Genomic DNA, 24,419 nt, shown 5'->3' on the forward strand with positions numbered 1-24,419 from the left:
GGTGCTCCCGCTGGACGTCCCGATCGACCTCGGCCGGGAGCAGGCCGCCGCGCTGCTGCGCGATGAGCTGGCCCAGCCGGTGTACGCGCAGGCCCAGCCGCCGCTGGCCCAGCGCGTGGTGCAGTGGCTGCTCGAGCAGGCGCAGGAGGCGCTGGAACGCGTCGTCGAGGCGGCACCCGGCGGCTGGTTCGGGGTCGTCGGCCTGGTGCTGCTCGTCGCCCTGGCCGTGGTCGCGATCCGCTGGCGGGTCGGCGCGCTGGGCCACGCGGAGCGGGCCGACCGCCTGCTGTTCGTCGGGACCGAGCTGACGGCCGCGGAGCACCGCCGGCGCGCCGAGTCCGCGGCGGCCGCGGGGGCGTACGCCGATGCGGTTCGGGAACGGCTGCGGGCGCTGGTCCGCGACCTCGAGGAGCGCGGCGTGCTCGACCCCCGGCCCGGCCGCACCGCCGACGAGGTCGCGCGGGAGGCCGCGCGGGCGCTGCCCGGGGAGGAGGCGGTGCTGCGCCGAGCGGTCCGCGTGTTCGACGACGTCTGGTACGGCGGCCGCCCGGCCGGGCCGGCCGAGTACCGCGTGCTCGCCGAGGCCGACGACCGCGCCCACGCCGCCGCACCCCGGCGCCGCGCGACCTCCGGGCTGCCCGGGTGAGCGCCCCCGCCCGCGGGACCGTCGCCGTCAGCCCGGCCGAGTCCGGCGCGACGGTGCTCGACCCGACCGTGCGCACCCGGGTCCGGCGCAACCGGACCGCCGTCGCCGTGGTCGCCCTGCTGCTCCTGACCGCGGCACTGCTGGCCTGGGCATCGGGGTCGCAGCGGCGCGGCTACCTGGACCCCGAGGCCGCGGACCCGTCCGGGTCGCGGGCACTGGCCCAGGTCCTCGGCGGCCAGGGCGTCGACGTCGCGTCGGTACGGACCCTCGCCGACGCCGAGGAGGCCGTGGCGGGAGCTGACGGCGGACCGGCGGCGACCACCCTCCTGGTCACCGGCACCGATCTGCTGAGCCTGCGCATGGTCGACCGGCTCACCGCGCTGCGGCCGGCCAGCCTGGTCCTCGTCCGGCCCGACGAGGTGGCCCTGGAGCGGCTGGTCGCCGACGTCACTTCGACGGGCGACTCCGCGGTGGAGGTCCGGGTTCCCGGCTGCCTGGACCCGGTGGCGGTGCGCGCGGACGCGGCGCTCACCGGAGGCGGCACCTACACCGGGCCGCAAGGCTCGGTCGCGTGCTATCCCGCGGACGGCGGTGCGACGGTGCTCCGGGTGCCCGGCACGGACGGCCGCCCGGCCGTCACCGTGCTCGGCTCGGGGGACGCGATGACCAACGACCGGGTCGCCGACGAGGGCAACGCGGCGTTGATGCTCGGGCTGCTCGGCGAGCACCCGGTCCTGGTCTGGTACCGCCCCTCGCTCACCGACGCGGCGCTGTCGGAGGAGGACCTGGGCACCCCGCTGTCGGACCTGGTGCCCGGCTGGGTGCCCTTCCTGGTGGCGCAGCTGCTCGTGGCCGGCTTGGTCGCCGCGGTGTGGCGGTCCCGCCGGCTGGGTCCGGTCACGACCGAGCCGCTGCCGGTGGTGGTCCGCGCCGCGGAGGCGCACGAGGGCCGGGCCCGGCTGTACCGCCGCGCCCGCGCGCGCGACCGCGCCGCCGATGCCCTGCGCGACCGCGCCCGCGCCGGGCTGGCTCGCGACCTCGGGCTCCCCCGCGGCGCGAACGCCGAGTCGGTGGTGGCCGCGGCGGCCGCGCGGTCCGGCCGTGCCCCCGCCGACGTGGCCGCCCTGCTGCTCGGCGCCGCACCGCCCGACGACGCCGCCCTGGTGCGGCTGGCCGACGACCTCGACGCCCTGACCCGGGAGGTACGCCGCTCATGACCGACCCCGTCGCCCCGCCGCCCGCAGCCCCTCCGCCCGCGGCCGCGCCCCCGGCGGACCCGGGGACCGGCGACCCGCGGGCCGCGCTGCACGCCGTCCGGACCGAGGTCGCCAAGGCGGTCGTCGGCCAGGACGCCGCGGTGACCGGGCTCGTCATCGCGCTGCTGTGCCGCGGGCACGTCCTGCTCGAGGGGGTCCCGGGCACCGCCAAGACGCTCCTGGTCCGCGCGATGGCCGCGGCGCTGACGCTGGAGACCCGGCGGGTCCAGTTCACCCCCGACCTGATGCCCGGCGACGTCACCGGGTCGCTGGTGTACGACGCCCGGACCGCCGAGTTCTCGTTCAAGCCCGGCCCGGTGTTCACCAACCTGCTGCTCGCCGACGAGATCAACCGGACCCCGCCGAAGACGCAGGCCTCGCTGCTGGAGGCCATGGAGGAGCGGCAGGTGTCGGTGGAGGGGGTGCCCCGCCCGCTGCCCGACCCGTTCGTCGTCGCGGCCACCCAGAACCCGGTGGAGTACGAGGGCACCTACCCGCTGCCGGAGGCGCAGCTGGACCGATTCCTGCTCAAGCTGACGGTGCCGCTGCCCGCGCGCGAGGACGAGGTCGGGATCGTGCAGCGGCACGCGTCCGGCTTCGACCCGCGCGACCTGGCCGCGGCCGGGCTGCGCCCCGTGGCCGGCGCCGCCGAGCTGGCGGCGGGACGGGCGGCCGTCGCGCGCGTCCAGGTGGCCCCCCAGGTCGTGGGCTACGTGGTCGACGTCGTCCGCGCCACCCGGCAGTCGCCGTCGCTGCAGCTGGGCGTCTCCCCCCGCGGCGCGGTCGCCCTGCTGGCCGCGTCCCGGGCCTGGGCGTGGCTGTCCGGGCGCGACTACGTGACCCCCGACGACGTGCAGGCGCTGGCCCGCCCGGCGCTGCGGCACCGGGTCCAGCTGCGCCCCGAGGCGGAGCTGGAGGGCGTCACCGCCGACGGCGTGCTCGACGGCGTCCTGGCCAGCGTCCCGGTCCCGCGCTGACACCGTGCTCGTCACCGGACGGCTGGTCCTCGCCTTCGCGGTCGCCGCGATCGTGGTGGCCGTCGCCGCCCCCTCAGTCACCGGGATGGTCGTCGTCAACTCGATCCTGCTCGCCGTGGCCGCCGTGGACGCGGCGCTGGCCGGCAGCCCCCGGCGGCTGTCGCTGCGCCGGTCCGGCGACACCACCGTCCGCCTCGGCGAGGCAGCGCGGGTCACCCTGACCGCCACCAACGACTGTCGCCGGCGGGTCCGCGGGGTGCTCCGCGACGCCTGGGTGCCGTCCGCGGGCGCCGCCGTCACCCGGCATCGACTCGACCTGGCCCCCGGTGCCACCGCGCGCATCACCACCGAGCTGGTCCCGACCCGCCGGGGCGACCGCCCCGCCGACCGCGTCACCGTGCGCTGCCTGGGCCCGCTCGGACTCGCCGGGCGCCAGGCGTCGTATGCCGTGCCCTGGTCCGTACGCACCCTGCCGCCGTTCACGTCCCGCAAGCACCTGCCGTCGCGGCTGGCCCGGCTGCGCGAGCTGGACGGGCGCACCGCGGTGATGGTGCGCGGCCAGGGCACCGAGTTCGACTCGCTGCGCGAGTACGTCGTCGGCGACGACGTGCGCTCGATCGACTGGCGCGCCACCGCCCGGGCCGCGGACGTGATGGTGCGGACCTGGCGGCCCGAGCGGGACAGGCGGATCCTCGTCGTCCTCGACACCGGACGCACCTCGGCGGCGCGGCTGGGCTCCGGGGCGGGTTCGCAGACCCGGCTGGACGCGGAGATGGACGCTGCGCTGCTGCTCGCGGCGCTGGCCTCCCGGGCCGGGGACCGGGTCGACCTGCTCGCCTACGACCGGCAGGTCCGCGCCGACGTCCGCGGCGTCCCGGCGACCGAGCTGCTCCCCGCACTGGTGCAGGCGATGACCCCGCTGGAGCCGGAGCTGCTGGAGACCGACGCCCGCGGCCTGGTGGCCGCCGTGACCGGGCGGGTGCGGCAGCGCGCTCTCGTGGTCCTGCTCACCGCCCTGGAGCCGTCGGCGCTGGAGGAGGGTCTGTTGCCCGTGCTGCCGGCCCTGACCGCGCGGCACCAGGTCGTCCTCGCCGCGGTGCGCGACCCGCGGCTGGACGAGATGGCCGCGCAGCGCGGCGACCTGGAGGCGGTCTACGAGGCGTCCGCCGCCGCGACCGCCCTGACGGCCCGCGATCGGGCCGAGCAGCTGCTGCGCCGGCTGGGGGTCGAGGTCGTGGACGCCGGGCCGGACGAGCTGGCGCCCCGGCTGGCCGACGCCTACCTCGCGCTGAAGGCCGCGGGCCGGTTGTGAGGCGGGCGGCTGCGGCAGCGGCGGCGCTGGTCATCAGCACGGCCGCGGTCTGCAGCTGCGGGCCGGGTCCGGGCCTGCCCGCGGACCTCGTGGCCCCGGGATCGCCCGGGGTCTCCACCGGCTACGAGATCCTCGAGCTGACCGACGCGGACCTGCAGCGGGAGCTCACGGTCTACAGGGACGCCGGGGCCCGCTGGCTGCGGGTCGACCTGGACTGGCCCGCGGTGGAGCCCAGCCCCGGAGCGTGGGCCTGGGATGCCCCGGACCGGGTGGTCACGGCCGCCCAGGAGGCGGGACTCGAGGTGCTCCTCGTCCCGACCAAGAGCCCCGACTGGGCGCGGGCACGGGGTCGGCCGCAGCCGGCCGCCTTCGCCCGGTTCATGGAGTCCGCCGTGCAGCGCTACGGCCCGCGCGGGGTCCGCGCCTGGGAGATCTGGAACGAGGAGAACACCAGCACCTTCTGGCAGTCACCGCCTGACCCGGCCCACTACGTGCGACTCCTCAGCGACGCCTACCGCATCGTCCACGCCGCCTATCCCGACGCGTGGGTGGTGTTCGGCGGCCTGGCGCCGGCGGTGGACGACCCGCAGGGGCGTTGGCTGTCGCCGACCACGTTCCTCCAGCGAGCGTATGCAGCCGGTGCCCAGGGTCGGTTCGACGCGATCGGGGTCCATCCCTACAGCTACCCGGCGACGCCGTCGCAGTCCGCACTCCCCGTCCGGCACGGGTACCGGGACCTCGAGGGGGTGCGACGTGCGCTCGACGACCACGGGGACCAGCAGGTCCCGGTATGGGTCACCGAGGTGGGGGCGCCGACCGGCTCGGCCCCGCGGGCCGTGTCCCCCGCGACCCAGGCACGGATCGTGACCGAAGCCTTCGAGTACGCCCGTTCCCACCCCGGCATGGGGCCGGTGTTCGTGTACTCCGGCCGTGACCGGGGGGTGGACCCCGGCGACCCCGAGCTCAACTTCGGCATGGTGGACCGGGACTTCCGACCCAAGCCGGCGCTCGAGGCCTTCCGGTCGCAGGCTGCCCGGGCGCCGCGACGGGCCCGCCGCGTCAGGCCGCGTACGGGGCGATGTCGGTCGCTGATGCGGAGCCCTCGACGTCCCCGGTGATGCCGGCCCGGTCGGCGCGGCGGCCGAGGACGACGACGTACGCCAGGAAGCCGGCCCAGGCCATGACCCCGACCACGATCCGGGCCGCCGTGGGCAGGCCGGACGGGGTGACGAACGCCTCGATCAGCCCGGACAGGAACAGCACCACGACCAGGCCGAGCGCGACCGTGACCGCGGCGCGGCCCTCCTGTGCCAGCGCCACCGACCTGGGCCGTGGACCGGGGTCGATGATCGTCCAGCCCAGCCGCATCCCCACCCCCGCGGCGACGAACACGGCGGTGAGCTCGAGCAGTCCGTGCGGCGTGATCAGTCCGAAGAACACGTCCCCGCGTCCGTTGGCGACCATCAGCCCGCCGACGATGCCGACGTTGAGGGCGTTCTGCCACAGCACCCACACCGCGGGCAGGACGAACAGCGCGCCCAGGATGAGGGCGGCCGCCGCGGCCCAGACGTTGTTGGTCCACACCCGGGCGGCGAACGACCCCGCAGGCGCGGAGGTGTAGTAGTCGGCGAACTCCTGGTCGACGAGCTGGCGCACCTCCTCCGGCGGCAGCAGCGCGGCCTGGACCTGGGGATCCCCGGCCACCCATGCCCCGACCGCGAGCGCCGCCAGGGTGAACCCCGCACCGGCCGCCAGCCACCACCAGCGGGCGCGGTAGACCGCGACCGGGAAGCCGACCGTGACGAACCGGGACACGTCCCGCCAGGCTGGGGTGTGCGCGCCCGCGACGGCCGCGCGGCCGCGCGCCACCGACTGGGACAGCCGGCCCACCAGCGCCGGGTCGGGAGACGACGAGCGGACCACCGACAGGTGCGTCGCGGTGCGCTGGTAGAGGTCGACCAGCTCGTCCGCCTCCGCGCCGGTGAGTCGCCGCCGCGACGTCAGGCGGTCCAGCCGGTCCCAGCTGGCCCGGTGGCGCGCGACGAACGCGTCGAGGTCCATCGCGCCCTCCCGTCCGTGCCGCGCCGCCCGCCTGCGGGGCTTAGCCTCGCATCCGTGAGCCCGCCCGCGCCCCCGGACGCCGACCTGGTCACGGGCGAGGCGGTCCCGCTGGAACTGCGCCTGGCCAAGCTGCCGTCGCGGATGCTCGCCCTCGCCGTCGACCTCAGCATCCAGATCGCGATCCTGGTCGCGGTGCTCGGCCTCGGGGGCTGGCTGGCGACCTCGGTGGACGAGGCCCTGGCGATCGCGGTCCTGCTCACGCTGTTCGTGCTGGTCATCGTGGGCCTGCCGACCGCGGTCGAGACGCTCTCGCACGGCCGGTCCCTGGGCAAGCTGATGATGGGGCTGCGGGTGGTCCGCGACGACGGCGGCCCGATCCGGTTCCGCCACTCGCTGGTGCGCGCGCTGTTCATGTTCTTCGTGGACCTGTGGGTCACGTCCGGTGCGGCGGGCCTCATCTCCAGCCTCGCCTCGCAGAAGGGCAAGCGGGTCGGCGACCACGCCGCGGGCACCGTGGTCGTCCGCGAGCGGGTCCCCGTCTCCGCCAGCGCGGCCGCGGCGCAGGTGTGGATGCCGCCACAGCTGGCCGGCTGGGCCGCCGGCGCCGACCTGGCCCGGCTGCCGGACGGGCTGGTGCTGCGGGTGCGGCAGTACCTGCTACGGGTCCGCCACCTCGACCCAGCAGTGCGGGCCCGGCTCGGCCCGCAGCTGGCCACCGAGGTCGCCGCGTACGTCGCCCCGCCGTCCCCGCCCGGCACCCCGGCCGAGGCCTATCTGGCCGCCGTGGTCGCCGAGCGCAGCCGGCGGGCCTGGTGGGCGCACGCCCGGGCCGCCGCTCCGGCCCCTGGCCCCGTCGCCCCGGCACCACGTTCCCCGGCACCACGTTCCCCTGTACCACGGTCCCCGGCACCGCCCCCGACCGCCGCTGCCGTCCCCGTGCCGCCGGCTCCCGCACCGCCGCCCGAATCGCCTCCCGCGACGGCACCCCCCGGCGGTGGTTTCGCCCCGCCCGCCTGACCGCCTCACGGCCCGCCGCGAGGTTCAAGCGGATCCGGGCGGATGCCGATGACGGGCGTATGAGCAGGCACGGGGCCCCGACCACCCACCGCCCGGTGCGCATCCACCACCGCCCGCGGCTGGAGACCTTCACCGAGCACGCGCTGGGAGCGCGCCCACCCACGCCCCACGACGCCGGTGCGGACGACGTCCGGCTCGCCGCCTTCGGGGCCTGGTTCGGCCGGCACGAGCGCGTCATGCGGCTGCTCGCCGTGGTCACCATGCTGTGGGGTGGCGCCTACCTGGTGTGGCGCATCGGCTGGAGCTGGGACGGCGCCCAGCCGGTCCTGTGGGTGCTGCTGCTGGCCTGCGAGCTGTTCGGCCTGTGGTCGCTGGGCATCCAGGCCTGGTTCTCCTGGCGGGTGACACCGACGACCCGGCCGTACCCGACCCCGGGCCGCAGCGTGGACATCTACGTGTGCACCTACAACGAGTCGGTCGAGGTCCTGACCGCGACCCTGCTCGGCTGCCGCGACGTGCGCTACCCGCACACCACCTACCTGCTCGACGACGGCCGGCGCCCGGCGATGCGGGACCTGGCCGATCGGCTCGGTGCCCGCTACCTCACCCGCGAGGACAACCGGCACGCGAAGGCCGGCAACATCAACGCCGCGCTCCCCCGCACCGACGGCGAGCTGGTGTTCATCCTCGACGCGGACCACGTCCCGATGCCGGACTCGCTGGACGCGCTGGTCGGGTACTTCGACGACCCGCAGCTGTGCCTGGTGCAGAGCCCGCACGACTTCTTCAACCAGGACTCCATCCAGCACTACGACGTCGGCCGGCACGAGCAGTCCGTCTTCTACCAGGTGGTACTGCCGGGCAAGGACCGCAACGGGTCCGCGTTCTGGTGCGGCTCCGCCACGCTGCTCAGGCGTGAGGCGCTGCTGTCCATCGACGGCGTCGCCACCGAGACCATCGCCGAGGACTTCCACACCACGATCCGGCTGCAGCGGCACGGATGGACCACCCGTTACCACGACGAGACGCTGGTCCAGGGACTGTCCCCGCACGACCTCGCCGCCTACCTGCTGCAGCGCGACCGCTGGGCGCGCGGCAACCTGGCCGTGTTCCGCACCCCCGAGAGCCCGTTCCGAGCCCGCGAGCTGCGTGCGTCGCAACGGCTGTCGTACTTCTCCAGCCTGACCGCCTACCTCGCCGGCCCGGTCCGGCTCCTCCTGCTCGGCATCCTGGCGACGATCCTGTGGACCGGGTGGCTCCCGCTGTCGATGGACCCGTGGGCGCTGGCACTGCTGTGGGCGCCGTGGGTGCTGCTCAGCCTGCTCGCCGGCGCCGCCCTGTCGCGCGGCTGGATGCGGATCGCCGAGGCCGTCCACTTCGAGCAGCTCACCGGGTGGATCTACCTCAAGGCCACGCGCAGCATCGTCCGTCCGACGAAGACGGCGTTCAAGGTCACCCCGAAGGAAGGCATCGACCCCGGCGGCCTGCACGCCGTACGGCTGCTCGTCCCGCTCGGCGTGCTCGCCGCGCTCATCGCGGTCGGCTCGATCCTGCGCATCGCGATCCTGGCCGGCGCGGCGATCCCGCTGCCGACCCTGCCGGGGCTCGCGCTGTGGCTGGTGCCCCTGCTCGGCGTCATCGAGCTGCGGCGCGTGCTGCGCACCTTCTACCTGGTCGGGCTGCGCCGGCAGCGCCGCCGGGAGTTCCGCTTCCCGACCCGGGTGCCCGCCGTGCTCGACCTGGCCGACGGCAACGTGCGGCACGGCAGCACGCTCGACCTGTCCGGCGGCGGCGTACGCCTGCTCGTCGACGGCCCCGCCGCGCTCGGCGGCGCCGGGGAGCTGACCCTGCTGCTCGACCGCGCCCCCGTACCGGGCGACCGCGCCCAGCACGTCGAGGCCCCGGGTCCGGACGTCGTCCGCATCGGGATGGAGGTGCTGGGGTGCCGACCCGCGCACGTCGGCGACGGCGAGGAGCCGCGCTGGACCGTGCAGGCGATGTTCTCCCGCGACGACGCGGACGCCCTCGACGCCGTGACCGACTGGTGCTACGTCCGGACCTCGTTCGAGCGACTGCGCGGCGCCCGACCCGCGGCCCCGGTCGTCGACGTCCCGCGCGAGACGACGGACGGACCCGACCGCGTCGCCCCGCCGACCGAGGAGCCGCAGCTGCCGGTCGGCTGACGCGCCGTCAGCAGTACCACGCCTCCTGGTTGGCGATCCAGCCGTGATACGCCTTGCCCCACACGCCGATCGCACCCACGGTCGGGTTGGCCCAGGCCAACGCCGCGGTCGCCAGGTCCGGCGTCCCCTGCACGGTGATGCGGGTGACCTGGACGGGGATGCGCACCCGGGCGGCGGTCGTGCCCACCCAGCAGGCGGTGGCGCGGGTGACCTTCTTCGCCTGCGCCGCGGTGACGCGAGTCCCCTCCGGGTGGCCCTTCGACCCGAGCACGATGTTGGTCACGGCACCGGTCCCGCCCTCCCAGGGCGCACGCAGCCAGAACGACATCCCCTGGGTGTAGGCGGTGGGGACCACGAGGACTGCGACACCGTTGCGCACCGTGGCCTTCGGGCCGTTCCAGAAGGAGGGCTTCGCCGGGCGGACGAGGGAGCCGGGGTCCAGTGCGCGCTGGGCGCCGATCGTGCAGCCGTCGCACCCGGTGACCACGAACCGCACCGCGGTCCGGGTCGCCCCGGTGTCCCCCGCGGGTGGGGACACGGCGCCCGCGGCCCCCACCGGCACGAGCACCGCTCCCGCCAGCACCGATCCCGTCAGCGTGGCCGCCGCGGCCAGCCCGATCGCAGCCCTCGACCTCGACGTCACGACCGCCACCCCTCCCCTGTCGGCACCCCCGCCGGCACAGGGTGGCACGTCTCTACCCCAGCGTGAGGAGGAACAGCGCACCCGGCAGGTTGTTGACCGCGTGCGCGACGATCGACGCCCCGAGGGCGCGGGTGCGCCAGCGCAGCACGGACAGCACGCCGCCGATCACCAGCAGGACGAGGATCCTCTTGGGCTCGAAGTGGAACAGCGCGAACGCCCCCGCCGTGACCAGCACGTTGACCCAGGGCAGGACACCGCGCCGGGCCAGCGAGGCGAAGACCATGCCGCGGAACGCGAGCTCCTCCACCACCGGCGCGCCCACGGCCACGGCCACCGCGAAGGCGACCAGGGCAGCGCGCTCGCCGTTGTCCGCCAGCTCCTGGGCGACGTCACCGGCCGCGGAGGAGAACTCGCCGAACAGGGCCACCGTGAGCGCGCCGGCGAGCGAGCCGAGGACCAGCGCCACGAGCCCGCCGAGCAGGCCCCAGCCGACGTCGCGCCACGTCATGCGCAGCCCGAGGTCGATCACCGGCCCGTTGCCGCGGGTGCGTGTCGCCAGGACCGGCCAGCCCGCGAGCACGAGCCACGGGGCCAGCAGGCCCACGAGCAGGGAGGCCCCCACGGGTACGTCGCCCAGCGAGACGAGGACCCCGGCGGCGAGGACCGCCACGACCAGCGAGCCGAGGACGGTGACGACCGCGTCCGGGATGCCCCAGCGGGTGGGGCGCAGCGCGGCGCCGCGGGCCAGCGCCGCGTCGACGGTGGCCGGGCACCCGGGGTAGTCCGGCGGGACCTCCCGGGTGCGCGGCGGACCGCTCAGTAGCGGTAGTGGTCGGGCTTGTACGGCCCGGCCACGTCGACGCCGAGGTACTCCGCCTGCGCCTTCGACAGCTCGGTGAGACGGACGCCGAGGGCGTCGAGGTGCAGCCGGGCCACCATCTCGTCGAGGTGCTTGGGCAGCGTGTAGACGCCGAGGGGGTAGGCGTCGGTCTTGGTGAACAGCTCGATCTGCGCGAGCACCTGGTTGGTGAACGAGTTCGACATGACGAACGACGGGTGCCCGGTGGCGTTGCCGAGGTTCAGCAGCCGGCCCTCGGACAGCACGATGACCGCGTGGCTGTCGGGGAACACCCACTCGTCGACCTGCGGCTTGATGGTGCGCCGCTCGACGCCGGGCACCCGGGCCAGCCCGGCCATGTCGATCTCGTTGTCGAAGTGGCCGATGTTGCCCACGATCGCCTGGTGCTTCATCGCCGCCATGTGCTCGGCGGTGATGACGTCGAAGCAGCCGGTCGCGGTGATGAAGATGTCCGCGGTCCCGACGACGTCCTCGAGCTGGGCCACCTGGTAGCCGTCCATCGCGGCCTGCAGCGCGCAGATCGGGTCGATCTCGGTGACGATCACCCGGGCGCCCTGGCCGCTGAGCGACTCCGCGCAGCCCTTGCCGACGTCCCCGTAGCCGCAGACGACCGCGACCTTGCCGCCGATGAGCACGTCGGTGGCGCGGTTGATGCCGTCGACCAGCGAGTGGCGGCAGCCGTACTTGTTGTCGAACTTCGACTTCGTCACCGAGTCGTTGACGTTGATCGCGGGGAACAGCAGCGACCCGTCACGCAGCATCTCGTACAGCCGGTGGACGCCGGTGGTGGTCTCCTCGGTCACGCCCTTGATCCCGGCGGCGAGGCGGGTCCACTTCTGCGGGTCAGACTCCAGCGAGCGCCGCAGCGCCTCGAGCACGACGGCGTACTCCTCGGAGGTGGTCTCGTCCGGCAGCGGGACAGCGCCGGCGGCCTCGAACTGCACGCCCTTGTGCACCAGCAGGGTGGCGTCGCCGCCGTCGTCCAGGATCATGTTCGGGCCCTCGCCGTCGGGCCAGGTGAGCACCTGCTCGGTGCACCACCAGTACTCCGGCAGCGTCTCGCCCTTCCACGCGTAGACGGGCACACCGCGCGGGTCGTCGGGGGTCCCGTCCGGCCCGACCGCCACGGCGGCCGCCGCGTGGTCCTGGGTGGAGAAGATGTTGCAGGAGGCCCAGCGGACCTGCGCGCCGAGGGCGACCAGGGTCTCGATCAGCACCGCGGTCTGCACGGTCATGTGCAGGGACCCGGTGATCCGGGCGCCCTTCAGCGGCTTGCTTTCGGCGTACTCGCGGCGCATGGCCATCAGGCCCGGCATCTCGTGCTCGGCCAGCCGGATCTCGTTGCGGCCGAACTCGGCCAGCGACAGGTCGGCGACCTTGAAGTCGTGCTGCGTCATGCGACGAACTCCTCGAGGTGGTGCCCTGCGAACGGCTCGAGGCTTCGATGGTTCGCCGGCGACGGCCCGGCGCGGCCGGGCGGAGGGAAGCCTCAGTATCGCACGGGGTGCCCGGATCGGCCCGGGCTCGCGGCGCGGCCCGGCGGGACCGTCCGCGGCCGGTCCGCCGTCAGTCCGCGGTCGGTGCCCCGCTCCCCGTGCCCGCTGGCCCCGGCGCCCCCGGGCGCAGTCGGTCCAGGTCGGGCTCGAGGAAGACGTACGTGGCCGAGGGCACCGCGGCCCGCAGCGCCCGCTCGGCCGAGTCGATCCCGGCGGCGATCTGCGATCCGGTGTCGTCCTTGCCGACGGCGATCTTGGCGGCCACCAGCAGCTCGTCCGGACCGACGTGCAGCGTGCGCAGGTGGATCACGCGGTCGACCAGCTCGGAGGACTCCAGCGCCGCGCGGATCGCGGCGTCCTCCTCCGGCAGCGCGCTCTCCCCCACCAGCATGCTGGCCATCTCCACGGCCAGCACGACGGCGATGACGACGAGCAGGACGCCGACGGCCATGGCCCCGAGGCCGTCCCAGCGGCCGTCACCGGTGACCACCGCGAGGGAGACGCCCACCAGGGCGAACACCAGGCCGACCAGGGCCCCGGAGTCCTCGAGCAGGATCACCGGCAGCTCCGGCTGGCGCACGTCCCGGATGAACCGCGGCAGCGAGCGGGAGCCGCGGGACTTGTTGGACTCCTTCAGCGCGGTCCGGAACGACAGCCCCTCCAAGACGATGGCCACGCCCAGGACGAGGAACGCGATCCAGGCGTCGTTCAGCTCCTCGGGGAAGTGCCACTTGTGCCAGCCCTCGTACAGCGAGAACAGGCCGCCGACGAGGAACAGGACGATGGCCACGATGAAGCCGTAGACGTAGCGGCGGCGGCCGTAGCCGAACTGGTGACGGACCGTCGGGGCCTTCTCCGACCGGCGGCGGCCGATGAGCAGCAGCACCTGGTTGCCGGAGTCGGCGACGGAGTGGATGGCCTCGGAGAGCATGGACGACGACCCGGTGAACAGGAACGCGACGAACTTGCTGACCGCGATGCCCAGGTTTGCCAGCAGCGCGGCGACGACCGCCCGCATCCCGCCCTCGGTGCTCACCGGTCCCCCTCCTCGGCCACGAACGCGGTGCCCAGCGCCTGCACCGTGATCCCTGGCTCGTCGGCCAGCGCCACCAGGGCGCTCCCCGGCGCCAGGTCGTGGGTCGCGCCCCCGGTGGTGACCACGGTCCGCCCGTCGACGCCGAGCACCAGGCGGGCCCGGCCGGGATCCCCCACCGTGGAGGCGCCGCGGACGCGGGTGACGTGGAAGGGGGCCCCGGGCCACCGGTAGGCGTGCACCGGCTCGTCCGCGTCGACGCGGAGCAGCTGGGGGACCGCCGCCGGGTCGAACGCGGCCAGCGCCTCGTCGACCGCCACGACCTTGGGGGTCAGCCCCAGGCGCAGGACGTTGTCCGAGGAGGTCATGACCTCCACCGCGAGCCCGTGCACGTAGGCATGGACGGTGCCGGCAGGGACGTAGACCGCGTCGCCGGGGTGCAGTTCGTGGTGCCGCATGCACAGCGCGACCAGGATCCCGCGGTCGCCGGGGAACGCGGCCTCCACGACGTCCATCGCGGCGGCGTCGCCCTCGGACAACCGAGCCACGGCGGACGCGAGCGCGCCGAGGGCCTCGTCGCGGTCCCGGTCGGTGGTCCGCAGCAGGGCCGCGACCGCGCCAGCCACGTCGCCCGCCGCGTAGGCCTCCGCGGCGGCGGCCGCGGGCCGGCCGAGGGCGCGCAGCAGCGGGACCGCCTCCTCCGGGTCGCGGAAGCCCACCAGCACGGAGAACCGCTCCAGCGCGACCAGCATCTCGGTCTTCTCGTCGGGGTCGGCCAGCAGCGGTGCCCCGGCGCTCCCCCGGGCCTCGAACATGCGGCGGGCCAGCGACTCCTCGGGGTGCACCTGGATCGACAGCGGCCGGGCCGCAGCGAGCAGCTTCACCAGCAGGGGGAACTGCCCCCCGTCACCGGACAGGGCGTCGGCGAGGTGACCGGGCCGCCCGCGCAGCCAGGACGGGCCGGACGGGTGCGCCCCGAACCACAGCTCGGCCTGCGGCCCGGCGGTGTGCCTGCCGGTCCAGCGGGCCAGGCCGTCGTGCCGGCCCCACGCGTACTCCTTCAGCGCGCCGTCGACGACGTACACCGTCTCCGACCCCCCTCAGCCCGACGCCAGCCGGGCGCGGACCTGGCGAGCCAGGGCGTCCGGGTCGCGGCCGCCGGAGAGCGCCGCGTAGGCGACCGCCCAGTCGCCGGTGCCCACCAGGGCGGCCAGCCGCAGCAGGGCGTCCCCCGACTCCGCACGCAGCTCCGACACGGGAACCCCCCGCGCCTCGGCGATGTCGACGACCGGACGCACGACCGCCAGCCCGGTGCCCGCGCGGTCCTCCGCGTCGTCGGTGTCGCGGAGCAGGACGAGCCGCAGCCGCACGTCGGCCTCCGGCTCCTCGACCCGGTCGCGGAACAGGTCGTCGAGGTCGGTCGCCGCCGCGGCAGGGCCGGCCATCAGTGCTGCCGCCCGCTCGGCGCCCGGGCGCCCGACGGGGACGACCGCCGCGGGGATGGCGGCCGCGTGGGCGAGCCGCTCGGCCATCCGGGCCGCTGCCGCACCGGCGAGCGGCGTGGTCGCCCACAGCCCGGGCAGCGACTCCGCGAGGGACAGGCCCAGCCCCTTCGCCGGGGACTCACCCAGCGGGACGCCGGTGCCGCACGCCAGCGCGATCTCGTCCAGCGCGTCGGCCAGGCCGTCGAGGCCCTCGCCGTCGGCGAGGTCGGCGGCCACCGCCACGCGCAGGGTGGCGACGATGCCGCCCCAGTAGCCCGGCGCCCGGCGCAGCCCGGCGGCCGCTGCCCCCGGCGGTGTCGCCGTCGGCGCCGGCAGCTCCAGGGCGGGGGCGCCGGCCTGCGTGGCCAGGTCGGACAGCGACGACCTCGGACGGGCCACCGTGACCAGTCGGCAGCCGCGCCGGGCGGCCTCCGCGGCAGCCGCCGCCACCGCCGGGTACGGACCGTCGAGGACCACGACCAGGTCCAGCGCCCCGGCCCAGCCGGGCAGCCGGTCGTCGTCGCGGACGTGCACCGGCACCGGTGACCGCGGCGAGAGCAGCGCGTCCAGCGCCTCGGCGGTCCCGTCCGCGGCACCCCCCGCGAGCACGACCAGCGCGCGCGGCCGGCCGTCCGCCGCGACGCGGTCCAACGCCGGCGCCAGCGCGGGGTCCAGCGCCCGACGGACCTGGGCGCCGGCGTCCGCCGCCGAGCGGAGCAGGCCCCGGTCGTCGGCGGCCTCCAGGCCGGTGGGGTCGTCCAGGATCAGGTCGTCGGCCACGGCGGCCGTCAGCCCTTGCCGCCGGGATCGCCGGGCAGCGGCACGCCGATGCCGCCCGGACCCGGAGTGGCCTCATCGAGGAGCATCACCGGGATGCCGTCCCGCACCGGGAACGACGTGGCGCACACGGTGCACACCAGCGCGCCGGCCACCTCGTCCGCGGCGACCTCGGCGTGCCGGTCGCACGGGCAGGCGAGGATCTCCAGCAGGGCGGGGTCCAGGCCCAGCGGACCGGTCCCGCCACCACCCGCTGCCGTACCCGAGTCCGTCACGTCACGCCTCCCCGCGGATCAGGCCGAGCACCTCGTCGCGCAGCGCCGCCATGGTCTGCTCGTCCGGGGCCTCCACGTTCAGCCGCAGCAGCGGCTCGGTGTTGCTGGGCCGGACGTTGAACCACCAGGTGTCCGTCGCCACCGTCATCCCGTCCAGCCCGTCGACGGTCACCCCGGGGCGGCCCTCGAAGGCCGCCCGCACCACCGCGGTCGCCGCGGCCTGGTCGGCCACCTCGGAGTTGATCTCGCCGCTGGCGACGTAGCGGTCGTACGGCGCCAGCAGGCTGCTCAGGGTCGTTCCCTCGGGGCTGTGGCCCAGGGCGGCGAGGACGTGCAGCGCGGCGAGCATGCCGGAGTCGGCCCGCCAGAAGTCGCGGAAGTAGAAGTGCCCCGAGTGCTCGCCGCCGAAGACCGCACCCGTCTCGGCCATCGTGGCCTTGATGAACGAGTGTCCGACGCGGGTGCGTACGGGGGTCCCGCCGAGCTCGGTCACGACCTCCGGCACGGCGCGGGAGGTGATGAGGTTGTGGATCACCGCGGAGCCGGGGTGACGGGCCAGCTCGCGGGCGGCGATGAGCGCGGTGAGGGTGGACGGGTTGACCACCGCCCCGGTCTCGTCGACGACGAAGCAGCGGTCGGCGTCGCCGTCGAACGCCAGCCCCAGGTCCGCGCCGGTGGCCCGCACCCGCGCCTGCAGGTCGCGCAGGTTCTCCGGCTCGATCGGGTTGGCCTCGTGGTTCGGGAACGTGCCGTCGAGCTCGAAGTACAGCGGGTCGACCTCGACCGGCAGGGCCGGCAGCCCGGCCGCGGTGCCGAGCACGGCCGGCACGGTGAACCCGCCCATGCCGTTGCCGGCGTCGACCGCCACCGTGAGGGGTCGGACGGTCTCCAGGTCGACGAGGGAGCGCAGGAACTGCGCGTACGCCGCCGTCAGGTCGTCGTCGCGGACCTCGCCGGTCGGACCGTCGTACGGCGGGACCCCGGACTCGACCAGCTGCCGTATCTCGCGCAGGCCGGACTCCTGACCCACGGGCGCGGCCCCGACCTTGCACAGCTTGATCCCGTTGTAGCGCGCGGGGTTGTGGCTGGCGGTGAACATCGCGCCGGGCAGGCCCAGGTGGCCGGAGGCGAAGTAGAGCCCGTCGGTGCTGCACAGCCCGATGCGGACCACGTCGCAGCCCTGCTCGACCACGCCGTCGGAGAACGCGGCCACCAGGTCCGGGCCCGAAGGTCGCATGTCGTGGCCGATGACGACCGCACCCGGACCGCCGTCGCGGGCCGCGGCCCCGACGACCCGGACGAAGGCCGCGCCGACGGCGTGCGCCAGGTCGGCGTCGAGCTGGTCCGGCACGGTGCCGCGCACGTCGTACGCCTTGATGATCTGGTCGAGGTCCCGCACGGCGCCGACCCTACTCACCGAGGAGGGTCGGGTCGCGGCGAGTGACCGACCCGAGCGGCGACCCTGACCGGGTCCTGAACCCGCCTTGAGCCGGGGCGCGGCCGATGTCAGCGCGCCGGGCGGGAGCGGCGCAGCACGTGCTCCAGCGACAGCACCTCGTCGCCGTGGGTCCAGGACCGGTGCTCGCAGTCCAGGCAGTGGGTGAAGTCGACGTCGGACCCGTCGGCGAGCTCCATCCGGATCCGGGTGACCCGCGAGCTCAGGCAGACCAGGCAGGTGGCCGCGCCGCGGGCGCCCCGGCGGGTGAGGGACGCCGCTGCGAGGGGGTCGTCCCGGTCCGGGTCCTCCGGCCCCGCGCGTCGGCGGGCCGGCTCGGCGGGCACGGCCGGCTACCGGTCGACGGCGTCCGGGGACGCCGCGTCCTCGGGCTCGGCGGCCCGCAGCACCCGCAGGTGGCCACGGCGGCCGACCTCCACCGACTGCGACTCGTCGGCGGGCCGGGGGCGGGCTGCCTCGCGGACGGCGTTGGCGAGCGCCTCCAGGTCGTCACTGCTGGGCCGCAGTGCATCCGGGTCGGGCTGCAGCCGGACCACCTCCCAGCCGCGCGGGGCGGTCAGCCGCTCGCTGTGGACCTGGCACAGGTCGTAGCAGTGCGGCTCGGCGTAGGTGGCCAGCGGGCCGAGCACCGCGGTGGAGTCGGCGTACACGTACGTCAGGGTCGCCACCGCGGCGCGGGTGCACGACGGCTTGGAGCAGCGACGGGACCGACTCACGCCGCAGAACGTACCGCCGCGGACCGACGGTCCCGCGCATTGACGCGGGTGACGCTGCCCGCGCGCCGCGGCCGGCCGGGTCGCGCGGGGCCGCCGTAGGCTGGCGGACGTGAACGGCCACCGCGACCGCCGCGGGCGGGGCCTGCGCGGCCCGCTGGCCCCCCCGGGGTCGCCGCTGTCGCTCACCCGGGCCGAACGCTTCGACGACCTCGTGCTCGACGCCGTCGAGCACCTGCAGCGGCACCTGCCCGAGCTCGGCTCCGTCGAGGTCGCGGTGGACGACGTGCCCGAGGTGGACGCCCTGGAGACCGCGGCCAGCGACCCAGCCGCCGACCCGGTGCCCCTGGGCCGGGCCCTGCCGGCGTCCGGAGGCCGCCCGCCGCGCATCGTGGTGCACCGCCGCGCGGTGGAGCTGCGGGCCGGGGACCCGCGCGACGTCGCGATGCTGGTCCGCGAGGTAGTCGCCGAGCAGGTGGCGGCGCTGTTCGGGCTCGCCCCCGAGCAGGTCGACCCCGACTACGACGACGAGTAGCCCTCCGGGCTACCCCGATCCCGAGTAGGCCCGCCGATCAGCCCGGCCGGGCGACCCCGAGGTCGGGCCGGGTGTCCGGCACGCTGACCTCGGTCCGCAGCGCGGTCCAGGGGTAGCCGGTGACCAGCAGGCCGTTGGCGCCCGGCTCGATGACCCGGTGGGCCAGCAGCACCGGCCCGGAGCCCTCGACCGGGCGGACCACCGCGGTGTACCAGTCGACGTCCGCCGGCACCGGGAGGTCGACCGCCACGATCCGTTCGGCGGCGACCTGCACCTGCTGACGGCCGGTGGGCTTCGCCGCGGCCTTGGTCCCGTCGTACGGGAGCAGCCCGATGTCGACGGTGGCGGCCTCGTCGGGGGCGCTGACCCACAGCCGGACCGTGCTGCCCCGGGTCGCGGGCAGGTTGGTCACCGCCGCCGGCGACCCGATCCCGGTCGAGCCTGCGGTGTACATGATCTCCTGCAGCTCGCCCTCGCGCCGGAACACCTGCCGCACCCCGGCGACCAGGGGCTGGCTGCTGGTCAGCTCCACGGTCGCCGACTGGCCCTTCAGCGTCGTGGCGAGGTCCACGGTCACGACCTGACCGGCGGGCGCGTCGATCCGCTCCACGCCGACGGGGGTGAACGCCGCGTCCCCGGTGAGGACCCGGACGGCGACCTCGGCGTCCTCCGCCCCCGGCACCAGGACCGACAGCTCGCGCGCCCCCGGTCCGTCGGACACGCCGGGGACCAGCGTGCGCAGCGCCGGTCCGGCCGCCTGCGGCACCCAGTCCGCCCCCAGGGGCTCCAGCCCCTTCACGATCACGTCGTTGACGGCCGCCGCGACCCGGCCGACCCGGGCGACCACGTGCACCGCCGCCACCGGCAGCCCGGGGGCCAGCGCGTCCAGCCGGAGCACCGCGCGCGACCCGGGGTCGACGACGACACCGCGGCCCGCGGGTGCCTCGACCGGGCCGTCCGGGCCGTAGATCTCCACGTCGACCTGGGCGGGGGCGTCCTCGGGGTTGACCAGCAGCACGCGGGTACGGCGCCCCACGCTCGACCCGCCCCCGACGAACCACTGGTCCGCGCTGGCGGGGGTGCACGCCACCGACGCCAGCCCGCGGCCCTGGCCCTGGGGGTCACGGCTCCACTGGTCGGCGACGAACCCCGGCGCCAGGCCGCCGACGCCGCGGCCGAGGATCGCCGGACGCGCAAGTCCGTAGGCGAGGATCTGGGCCTGGCCGCCCGGGGTCTCGATGACCGCCGACGCGGACTCCTTGCCCGGCAGGGTGCGCAGCCGGGCGGACCCGGGCGCGTCCTGGCCGGGCAGGTCGGGGACCACCGCGGCCGTCACGCGCACCCCGAGGTCCTCGGCGCCCCCCGGCTCGGGGCACAGGACGGACACCGACCCGACCGGCTCGACGGTCGCCGCACCCTCGCTCGGGGGCGCCGGCTCGGGCGCGAGCAGTTCGGCGACCAGGACGAGGCCGACCAGGCCGGCCAGCACGGCGACCATCGCGGTCTGGCCGCGCCGGTCCCGCGGGGCCCGCTCGGGGCGGCGCGGGGGGCGGGGCGGTCGCAGCGCGGCGCGCCGCCGGGCGCTGCCGTCCCGGCCGGGGGCGCTGCCGTCCCGGGAGTCCGGGGTCGACGTCTCGTCGCTCACGACGGCATCCCCTCCCGGTCCTCGGCCGGCTCAGCGCCGTCGGCAGCCGCATCTGTCTCGTCGTGGGTGTCGGCGTCGACTGTCGCGTCGCCGGTGGCCTCGGCGGCACCCGCACCGCGCAACTCGTCGGGGACCGCGGCCTGCTGGTCCTCGGCGTCGGGGTCGACCTCGCGGCGGCGAGCCGGCAGGGCCAGCACGACGACCACGACCAGCAGGGCGAGCTGCAGCCACAGCCAGCGCGAGCGCGGCCCGTCGTCGTAGTCGACCACCACGGTCGGCGCCCCGCCGGGCACCGTGAACGCCTGCGCCCAGTCCGCCGGGGCGACCGCCATCACGGTGCCGTCGGCGGTCGCGGCCCACCCCGGGTCGGCCGTCTCGGCGATGACCAGGACCCGTCCGGGCTCCCCGTTCGGCAGCTCGGCGTCCACCAGCGGTCCGCGGCCGTCCGGCGACAGGGCGGGCACCGTCTCGGCCGTTCCGCCCGGGGCCAGCTCGGCCTCCGCGGCAGGCAGGATCCGGGCCCGGGTGGTGACCCCGGCGACCCGCCACAGCGCCTCTCCCCCCGCGCTGGACACCCGGCGCAGCCCGGGCTCGGAGTCCAGGGTGGTCGCCAGCACCTCGCCGGTGGGGTTGGCGACCTGGACGAACCGCACGCCGTACTCCGCGAGCCGGACGACCTCCTCGCCGCCGCGGCCGGACGCCAGCGCGGCCACGATCGGATCCAGGTCGTCCCAGACCTGCGCCGGGGGCGCGGTCTCCGCGTCTCCCAGCAGGGGGGCCGCGCCGTTGACGAGGGCGTAGCCGACCCGGCCGCCCGCCTCCCGGCGCAGCACCAGCGTGCGCGGACGGCCCGGCCCGGCGGCCTCCGCGGCCACGAACGCGGGCACCGTGGTCGGCTCGGCCCGGCGCAGCGGCTGACCCGCGCCGGGCAGCCACCAGCCCAGCGAGGCCAGCGGCGCCGCCAGCGCGACCAGGGCCACCAACCCGGCGACCGGCTGCCGCCAGGAGAAGCTCGCCGTGGACACGTATGCCCGCAGGCCGTCGGCCGCCACCGCGGCGGCCACCAGCAAGGCGGCGCCGAGGATCAGCGTCGCCGGCCCGGGCCAGGCGCGCACCGGGTCCTGGGCGGTCGGCGGGGTGACCAGGACGAACGCCTGCACCAGGCCCAGCAGCAGCGCCACGCCGCCGACCAGCCAGGCGGCCAGCACCGGTCCGCGCCGGTCCGCGCGCAGCAGCGCCACCAGGGCCGCCAGCAAGACGCCCACGGTCAGCCAGATCGGCGTCATGCCGGGGCCGCCGGGGTGGAGCAGCAGGACGTCCACCGCGCGCAGCCCGCGGTCGGTGAGGCCGGCACCGGTCAGGCCCGGCTCGAGCAGGAACAGCGACGGGTTGGCCAGCAGGTAGCCGGTCCACGGCAGCAGCAGGGCCAGCGGGACCAGCACCACGACCGCGGCGTGCAGCACCCGAGCCCGGCCCCGGAGCCCGAGGACGAGGGACGCGATCGCGAGGACGGTGACGACCAACCAGACGGCCGGGACGAACGCGGTCGCCAGGGCCACGAGCAGCGCGGCGCCCCAGGCGGTCCGTGCGGTGGCCGGCGCGAGCCGGCCGCGCCCGGCCCCGGAGATGCGGACCAGGGTGCGGGCCAGCGGGGGCAGCAGCACCGCCAGGGCCGCCGTGCCCAGCCGGCCGGCGGCGACGGCGCCGGTGACCGCGGGCAGGATCGCGTAGGTGGCCGCGGCCCAGGCCTTGACCACCGAGGAGGTGACGACGCCGCGCAGGGACACGTACGCCGAGATGCCAGCGAGCGGGACCGCGAGGAGCAGCATCGCCTCGACCGCCAGGGTGGCCTTGCCGAGCAGGACGGTGGCGAGTGCGGCGACGGCGGCGAGGTAGGGGGGTGCCGGCGTCGGAGACCCCGGGCCGACCTCGTGCCAGGCCTCGAGGTAGCGCGCCCACAGGTCCCCGGCGCCGATCGGGGACGGCAGCAGGGCCCCGCCGAGCAGCTGGCCGTCGCCCCACCACAGGCCGCGCGCGGCTACGCCGGCAGCGACCAGCAGGACCAGCCCGAGGAGGACGCCCGGCCGCCGCAGGGTCCGCTGCAGGAAGCCGGGACCCTCGTCGTAGTAGAGCGCCTCGTCGTCGACCGCTCCCGCCGCGGCCGCCCGCAGGGCACCTCCGGGGGCGAGCTCGTCCACCGGCCGGCCGGACGCCAGCGTCCCGCCGAGGGCCTCCAGGGCCGGTCGCATGAGCGTCCCGACGCCGGGGCGCAGCGACCGCTGCTCGGACGACGGGCCGGTGGCGGTGGCCGCGACCCGCCGACGGGAGGCGGTCACCCGACCCGGGTGCGCCAGCACGTGACCCAGCGCGGCCAGCTCGTCACGGGCGGCCCCGACGTCCTTGCCGACGAGGTAGACGACGGCGCGCAGCAGCGTCGCCACGGCGTGCCGGACGTAGGCGAACGGCAGCCGCCAGGCAGGGGCCTGCGCGAGCAGCACCTGCAGCGCCGCCTGACGGTCCGCCTGGTGGGGCCGGTCGGGGGCCGCGTCGAGCCGGCGGCGACCGTGGGCGCCGGCCTCCCGGTGGTGCAGGACCGCGTCGGTGCCGACGACCACGCGCTCACCGGCGCGATGGGCCCGCCAGCAGAAGTCCACGTCGTCGCGGAACAGCGGCAGCTCGGGGTCGAACCCGCCGAGGCGGTCCCACACGTCGCGGCGGACGAGCATGCCGGCGCTGCTCACGGCGAGGACGTCGCGCACGCCGTCGTGCTGGCCCTGGTCGTGCTCGCGCCGCTCCAGCCCGGTGTAGCGGCGGCCGGAACCGGCGATCGAGACCCCGACCTCAAGGAGCAGGCGACGGTCGTGCCAGCCGAGGATCTTGGGTCCGACCACCGCGACCGAGGGGTTGTCGTCCGCGGTGTCGAGCAGCGCCTGCAGGCAGGTCGGGTCCGGTGCCGAGTCGTCGTGCAGCAGCCACACCCAGGCCATCGGGGGGCCGTCCTCGAGGTCGGTGGGGTCCCCTGCGTCGGCGGGGTCTGCCGCGTCGGCGGCGTCCGGGCCGGTCGCGGGGTCGGGGGCACCGTGCCCGGACTCGTCGATGAGGCGCAGCCCGGCCGCGACCGCGGTGCCGAACCCGTCGTCGGGTGCGAGCAGCACGACCCGGTCCGCCTCGAGGGAGTCGGTGAGGACCTGGGCGCAGGCGTCGGTGGAGCCGGTGTCGACGCCGGCGACCGCGTCCGGGGGCCGGGTCTGGGCCGCCAGGGTGGTGAGCGTGGCGGGCAGCCACAGCGCTCCGTTGTGGGCCACGAGCACGGCGCTGACGTGGTGCCGCCGTCGCGGCAGCGCCGGTGCGGGCTCCGGCTCGTCCAGGAAGTCGGCGAGTCCGGGGGCGGCCGGCTCCGGCAGCGCGTCCACCCCGTCCGGCACCGCCGCGACGGTGACGGGCTGCGCCTCCGGTGGCGGTGCGGCGCGCTCGTCGGCCGCGGGCGTGGTGTCGTCGCTCATGGGTCAGCAGGTCCCCGGCCGGGCGCCCGCCGCTGCGTCGCGGCGGTCCGTCGGGGCAGCCCAGGGTACGGGACCGGACCCGGCCGGCCCGCACCGCGCGTCCGCGCGGCGCACCGCGCCGGTGGGCGCTAGACGGCCTGCTTCTTCAGCCGACGGCGCTCCCGCTCCGACAGGCCGCCCCAGATGCCGAACCGCTCGTCGTGGGCGAGGGCGTACTCCAGGCACTCGACCTTGACCTCGCAGGTCAGGCAGACCCGCTTGGCCTCGCGCGTGCTGCCGCCCTTCTCGGGGAAGAACGCCTCCGGATCGGTCTGGGCGCACAGGGCGCGCTCCTGCCAGCCGAGCTCTTCGGCGTCGGAGAGGGGAAGCCGGACCATCTCACCCACCGCGGTACCTCCTCGACCCTTCGACCCGCGGGACGTATGGAGCGACCGCCGCACTCGCGGCGGTCGAACGACACGGGTGGAATTACAGGGGTGTAGGCAGCCGACGTCAAGGCCAGCGACAACATTTCTGGCAGAAATTCAATCCGACACGCCGGGATCGCC

Annotated in this window: 22 protein-coding genes; 8 read left to right on the forward strand and 14 right to left on the reverse strand. The window is 76.2% G+C overall.

Annotated features, from left to right (window positions below):
- Position 1: 1 nt before the first annotated feature.
- The 5 genes from R2737_12830 to R2737_12850 are packed head-to-tail and all read left to right on the forward strand — an operon-like array spanning position 2 to position 5,309.
- Entirely contained in the window at positions 2 to 646 is a 645-nt protein-coding gene (locus R2737_12830) for a DUF4129 domain-containing protein (protein MEZ5117142.1), read from the forward strand.
- Positions 643 to 1,863, forward strand: coding sequence for a DUF4350 domain-containing protein (locus R2737_12835; protein MEZ5117143.1), 1,221 nt, complete (start codon positions 643 to 645; stop codon positions 1,861 to 1,863). Before R2737_12830 ends, R2737_12835 begins: the two co-directional genes overlap by 4 nt.
- Entirely contained in the window at positions 1,860 to 2,879 is a 1,020-nt protein-coding gene (locus tag R2737_12840) for a MoxR family ATPase (protein ID MEZ5117144.1), read from the forward strand. The genes R2737_12835 and R2737_12840 overlap by 4 nt, the downstream gene beginning before the upstream one ends.
- Positions 2,880 to 2,883: 4 nt before the next feature.
- On the forward strand, positions 2,884 to 4,191 hold the full coding sequence (locus R2737_12845) for a DUF58 domain-containing protein (protein ID MEZ5117145.1): 1,308 nt from the start codon (positions 2,884 to 2,886) through the stop codon (positions 4,189 to 4,191).
- Positions 4,188 to 5,309, forward strand: a complete 1,122-nt coding sequence (locus R2737_12850) for a cellulase family glycosylhydrolase (GenBank protein MEZ5117146.1) — start codon at positions 4,188 to 4,190, stop codon at positions 5,307 to 5,309. Before R2737_12845 ends, R2737_12850 begins: the two co-directional genes overlap by 4 nt.
- On the opposite strand, the gene R2737_12855 is transcribed toward R2737_12850, so the two are convergent.
- On the reverse strand, positions 5,251 to 6,252 hold the full coding sequence (locus R2737_12855; GenBank protein ID MEZ5117147.1) for a stage II sporulation protein M: 1,002 nt from the start codon (positions 6,250 to 6,252) through the stop codon (positions 5,251 to 5,253). The two genes, R2737_12850 and R2737_12855, sit on opposite strands and share 59 nt — an antisense overlap.
- A gap of 54 nt (positions 6,253 to 6,306) precedes the next feature.
- On the opposite strand from R2737_12855, the gene R2737_12860 reads away from it, so the two are divergent.
- Both R2737_12860 and R2737_12865 read left to right on the forward strand, forming a co-directional pair.
- Entirely contained in the window at positions 6,307 to 7,269 is a 963-nt protein-coding gene (locus R2737_12860) for an RDD family protein (protein ID MEZ5117148.1), read from the forward strand.
- Positions 7,270 to 7,328: 59 nt separating this feature from the next.
- Positions 7,329 to 9,452: a cellulose synthase catalytic subunit gene (locus R2737_12865; GenBank protein ID MEZ5117149.1), complete on the forward strand. Its 2,124-nt coding sequence runs from the start codon at positions 7,329 to 7,331 to the stop codon at positions 9,450 to 9,452.
- Positions 9,453 to 9,459: 7 nt separating this feature from the next.
- On the opposite strand, the gene R2737_12870 is transcribed toward R2737_12865, so the two are convergent.
- The 10 genes from R2737_12870 to R2737_12915 all read right to left on the reverse strand — a co-directional run bounded on the left by R2737_12870 (position 9,460) and on the right by R2737_12915 (position 18,191).
- Positions 9,460 to 10,095 carry a hypothetical protein gene (locus R2737_12870; GenBank protein ID MEZ5117150.1) on the reverse strand — a complete coding sequence of 212 codons (636 nt, stop codon included), beginning with the start codon at positions 10,093 to 10,095 and terminating at the stop codon, positions 9,460 to 9,462.
- A gap of 52 nt (positions 10,096 to 10,147) precedes the next feature.
- Positions 10,148 to 10,765: a CPBP family intramembrane glutamic endopeptidase gene (locus R2737_12875; GenBank protein MEZ5117151.1), complete on the reverse strand. Its 618-nt coding sequence runs from the start codon at positions 10,763 to 10,765 to the stop codon at positions 10,148 to 10,150.
- Between the two features lie 146 nt (positions 10,766 to 10,911).
- On the reverse strand, positions 10,912 to 12,351 hold the full coding sequence (gene ahcY, locus R2737_12880; protein ID MEZ5117152.1) for an adenosylhomocysteinase: 1,440 nt from the start codon (positions 12,349 to 12,351) through the stop codon (positions 10,912 to 10,914).
- A 169-nt stretch (positions 12,352 to 12,520) separates the two neighbouring features.
- The gene (locus tag R2737_12885; GenBank protein ID MEZ5117153.1) at positions 12,521 to 13,486 is read right to left on the reverse strand and encodes a cation diffusion facilitator family transporter; all 966 of its coding nucleotides are present in this window, start codon (positions 13,484 to 13,486) and stop codon (positions 12,521 to 12,523) included.
- Entirely contained in the window at positions 13,483 to 14,568 is a 1,086-nt protein-coding gene (gene manA / locus R2737_12890; protein ID MEZ5117154.1) for a mannose-6-phosphate isomerase, class I, read from the reverse strand. Before manA ends, R2737_12885 begins: the two co-directional genes overlap by 4 nt.
- A 15-nt stretch (positions 14,569 to 14,583) precedes the next feature.
- Positions 14,584 to 15,747, reverse strand: a complete 1,164-nt coding sequence (locus R2737_12895; GenBank protein MEZ5117155.1) for an SIS domain-containing protein — start codon at positions 15,745 to 15,747, stop codon at positions 14,584 to 14,586.
- Between the two features lie 8 nt (positions 15,748 to 15,755).
- Positions 15,756 to 16,019, reverse strand: coding sequence for a Trm112 family protein (locus tag R2737_12900; protein ID MEZ5117156.1), 264 nt, complete (start codon positions 16,017 to 16,019; stop codon positions 15,756 to 15,758).
- Between the two features lies 1 nt (position 16,020).
- Positions 16,021 to 17,418, reverse strand: a complete 1,398-nt coding sequence (locus R2737_12905; GenBank protein MEZ5117157.1) for a phosphomannomutase/phosphoglucomutase — start codon at positions 17,416 to 17,418, stop codon at positions 16,021 to 16,023.
- 107 nt (positions 17,419 to 17,525) lie between these two features.
- A complete protein-coding gene (locus tag R2737_12910) occupies positions 17,526 to 17,801 on the reverse strand; it encodes a hypothetical protein (GenBank protein ID MEZ5117158.1) in 276 nt (91 codons plus the stop codon).
- A gap of 6 nt (positions 17,802 to 17,807) precedes the next feature.
- Entirely contained in the window at positions 17,808 to 18,191 is a 384-nt protein-coding gene (locus tag R2737_12915; GenBank protein ID MEZ5117159.1) for a DUF3499 domain-containing protein, read from the reverse strand.
- A 109-nt stretch (positions 18,192 to 18,300) separates the two neighbouring features.
- On the opposite strand from R2737_12915, the gene R2737_12920 reads away from it, so the two are divergent.
- On the forward strand, positions 18,301 to 18,723 hold the full coding sequence (locus R2737_12920; protein MEZ5117160.1) for a metallopeptidase family protein: 423 nt from the start codon (positions 18,301 to 18,303) through the stop codon (positions 18,721 to 18,723).
- Between the two features lie 37 nt (positions 18,724 to 18,760).
- Here R2737_12920 and R2737_12925 read toward each other — a convergent pair whose 3' ends face one another.
- The 3 genes from R2737_12925 to R2737_12935 all read right to left on the reverse strand — a co-directional run bounded on the left by R2737_12925 (position 18,761) and on the right by R2737_12935 (position 24,248).
- Positions 18,761 to 20,368: a DUF5719 family protein gene (locus R2737_12925; GenBank protein MEZ5117161.1), complete on the reverse strand. Its 1,608-nt coding sequence runs from the start codon at positions 20,366 to 20,368 to the stop codon at positions 18,761 to 18,763.
- The gene (locus R2737_12930) at positions 20,365 to 23,871 is read right to left on the reverse strand and encodes a glycosyltransferase family 2 protein (protein ID MEZ5117162.1); all 3,507 of its coding nucleotides are present in this window, start codon (positions 23,869 to 23,871) and stop codon (positions 20,365 to 20,367) included. Before R2737_12930 ends, R2737_12925 begins: the two co-directional genes overlap by 4 nt.
- 128 nt (positions 23,872 to 23,999) lie before the next feature.
- Positions 24,000 to 24,248, reverse strand: coding sequence for a WhiB family transcriptional regulator (locus R2737_12935; protein ID MEZ5117163.1), 249 nt, complete (start codon positions 24,246 to 24,248; stop codon positions 24,000 to 24,002).
- Between the last annotated feature and the right edge of the window lie 171 nt (positions 24,249 to 24,419).

This window comes from Candidatus Nanopelagicales bacterium (assembly GCA_041393815.1).
In the GTDB taxonomy this organism is placed as follows: Bacteria; Actinomycetota; Actinomycetes; order S36-B12; family JAWKJK01; genus JAWKJK01.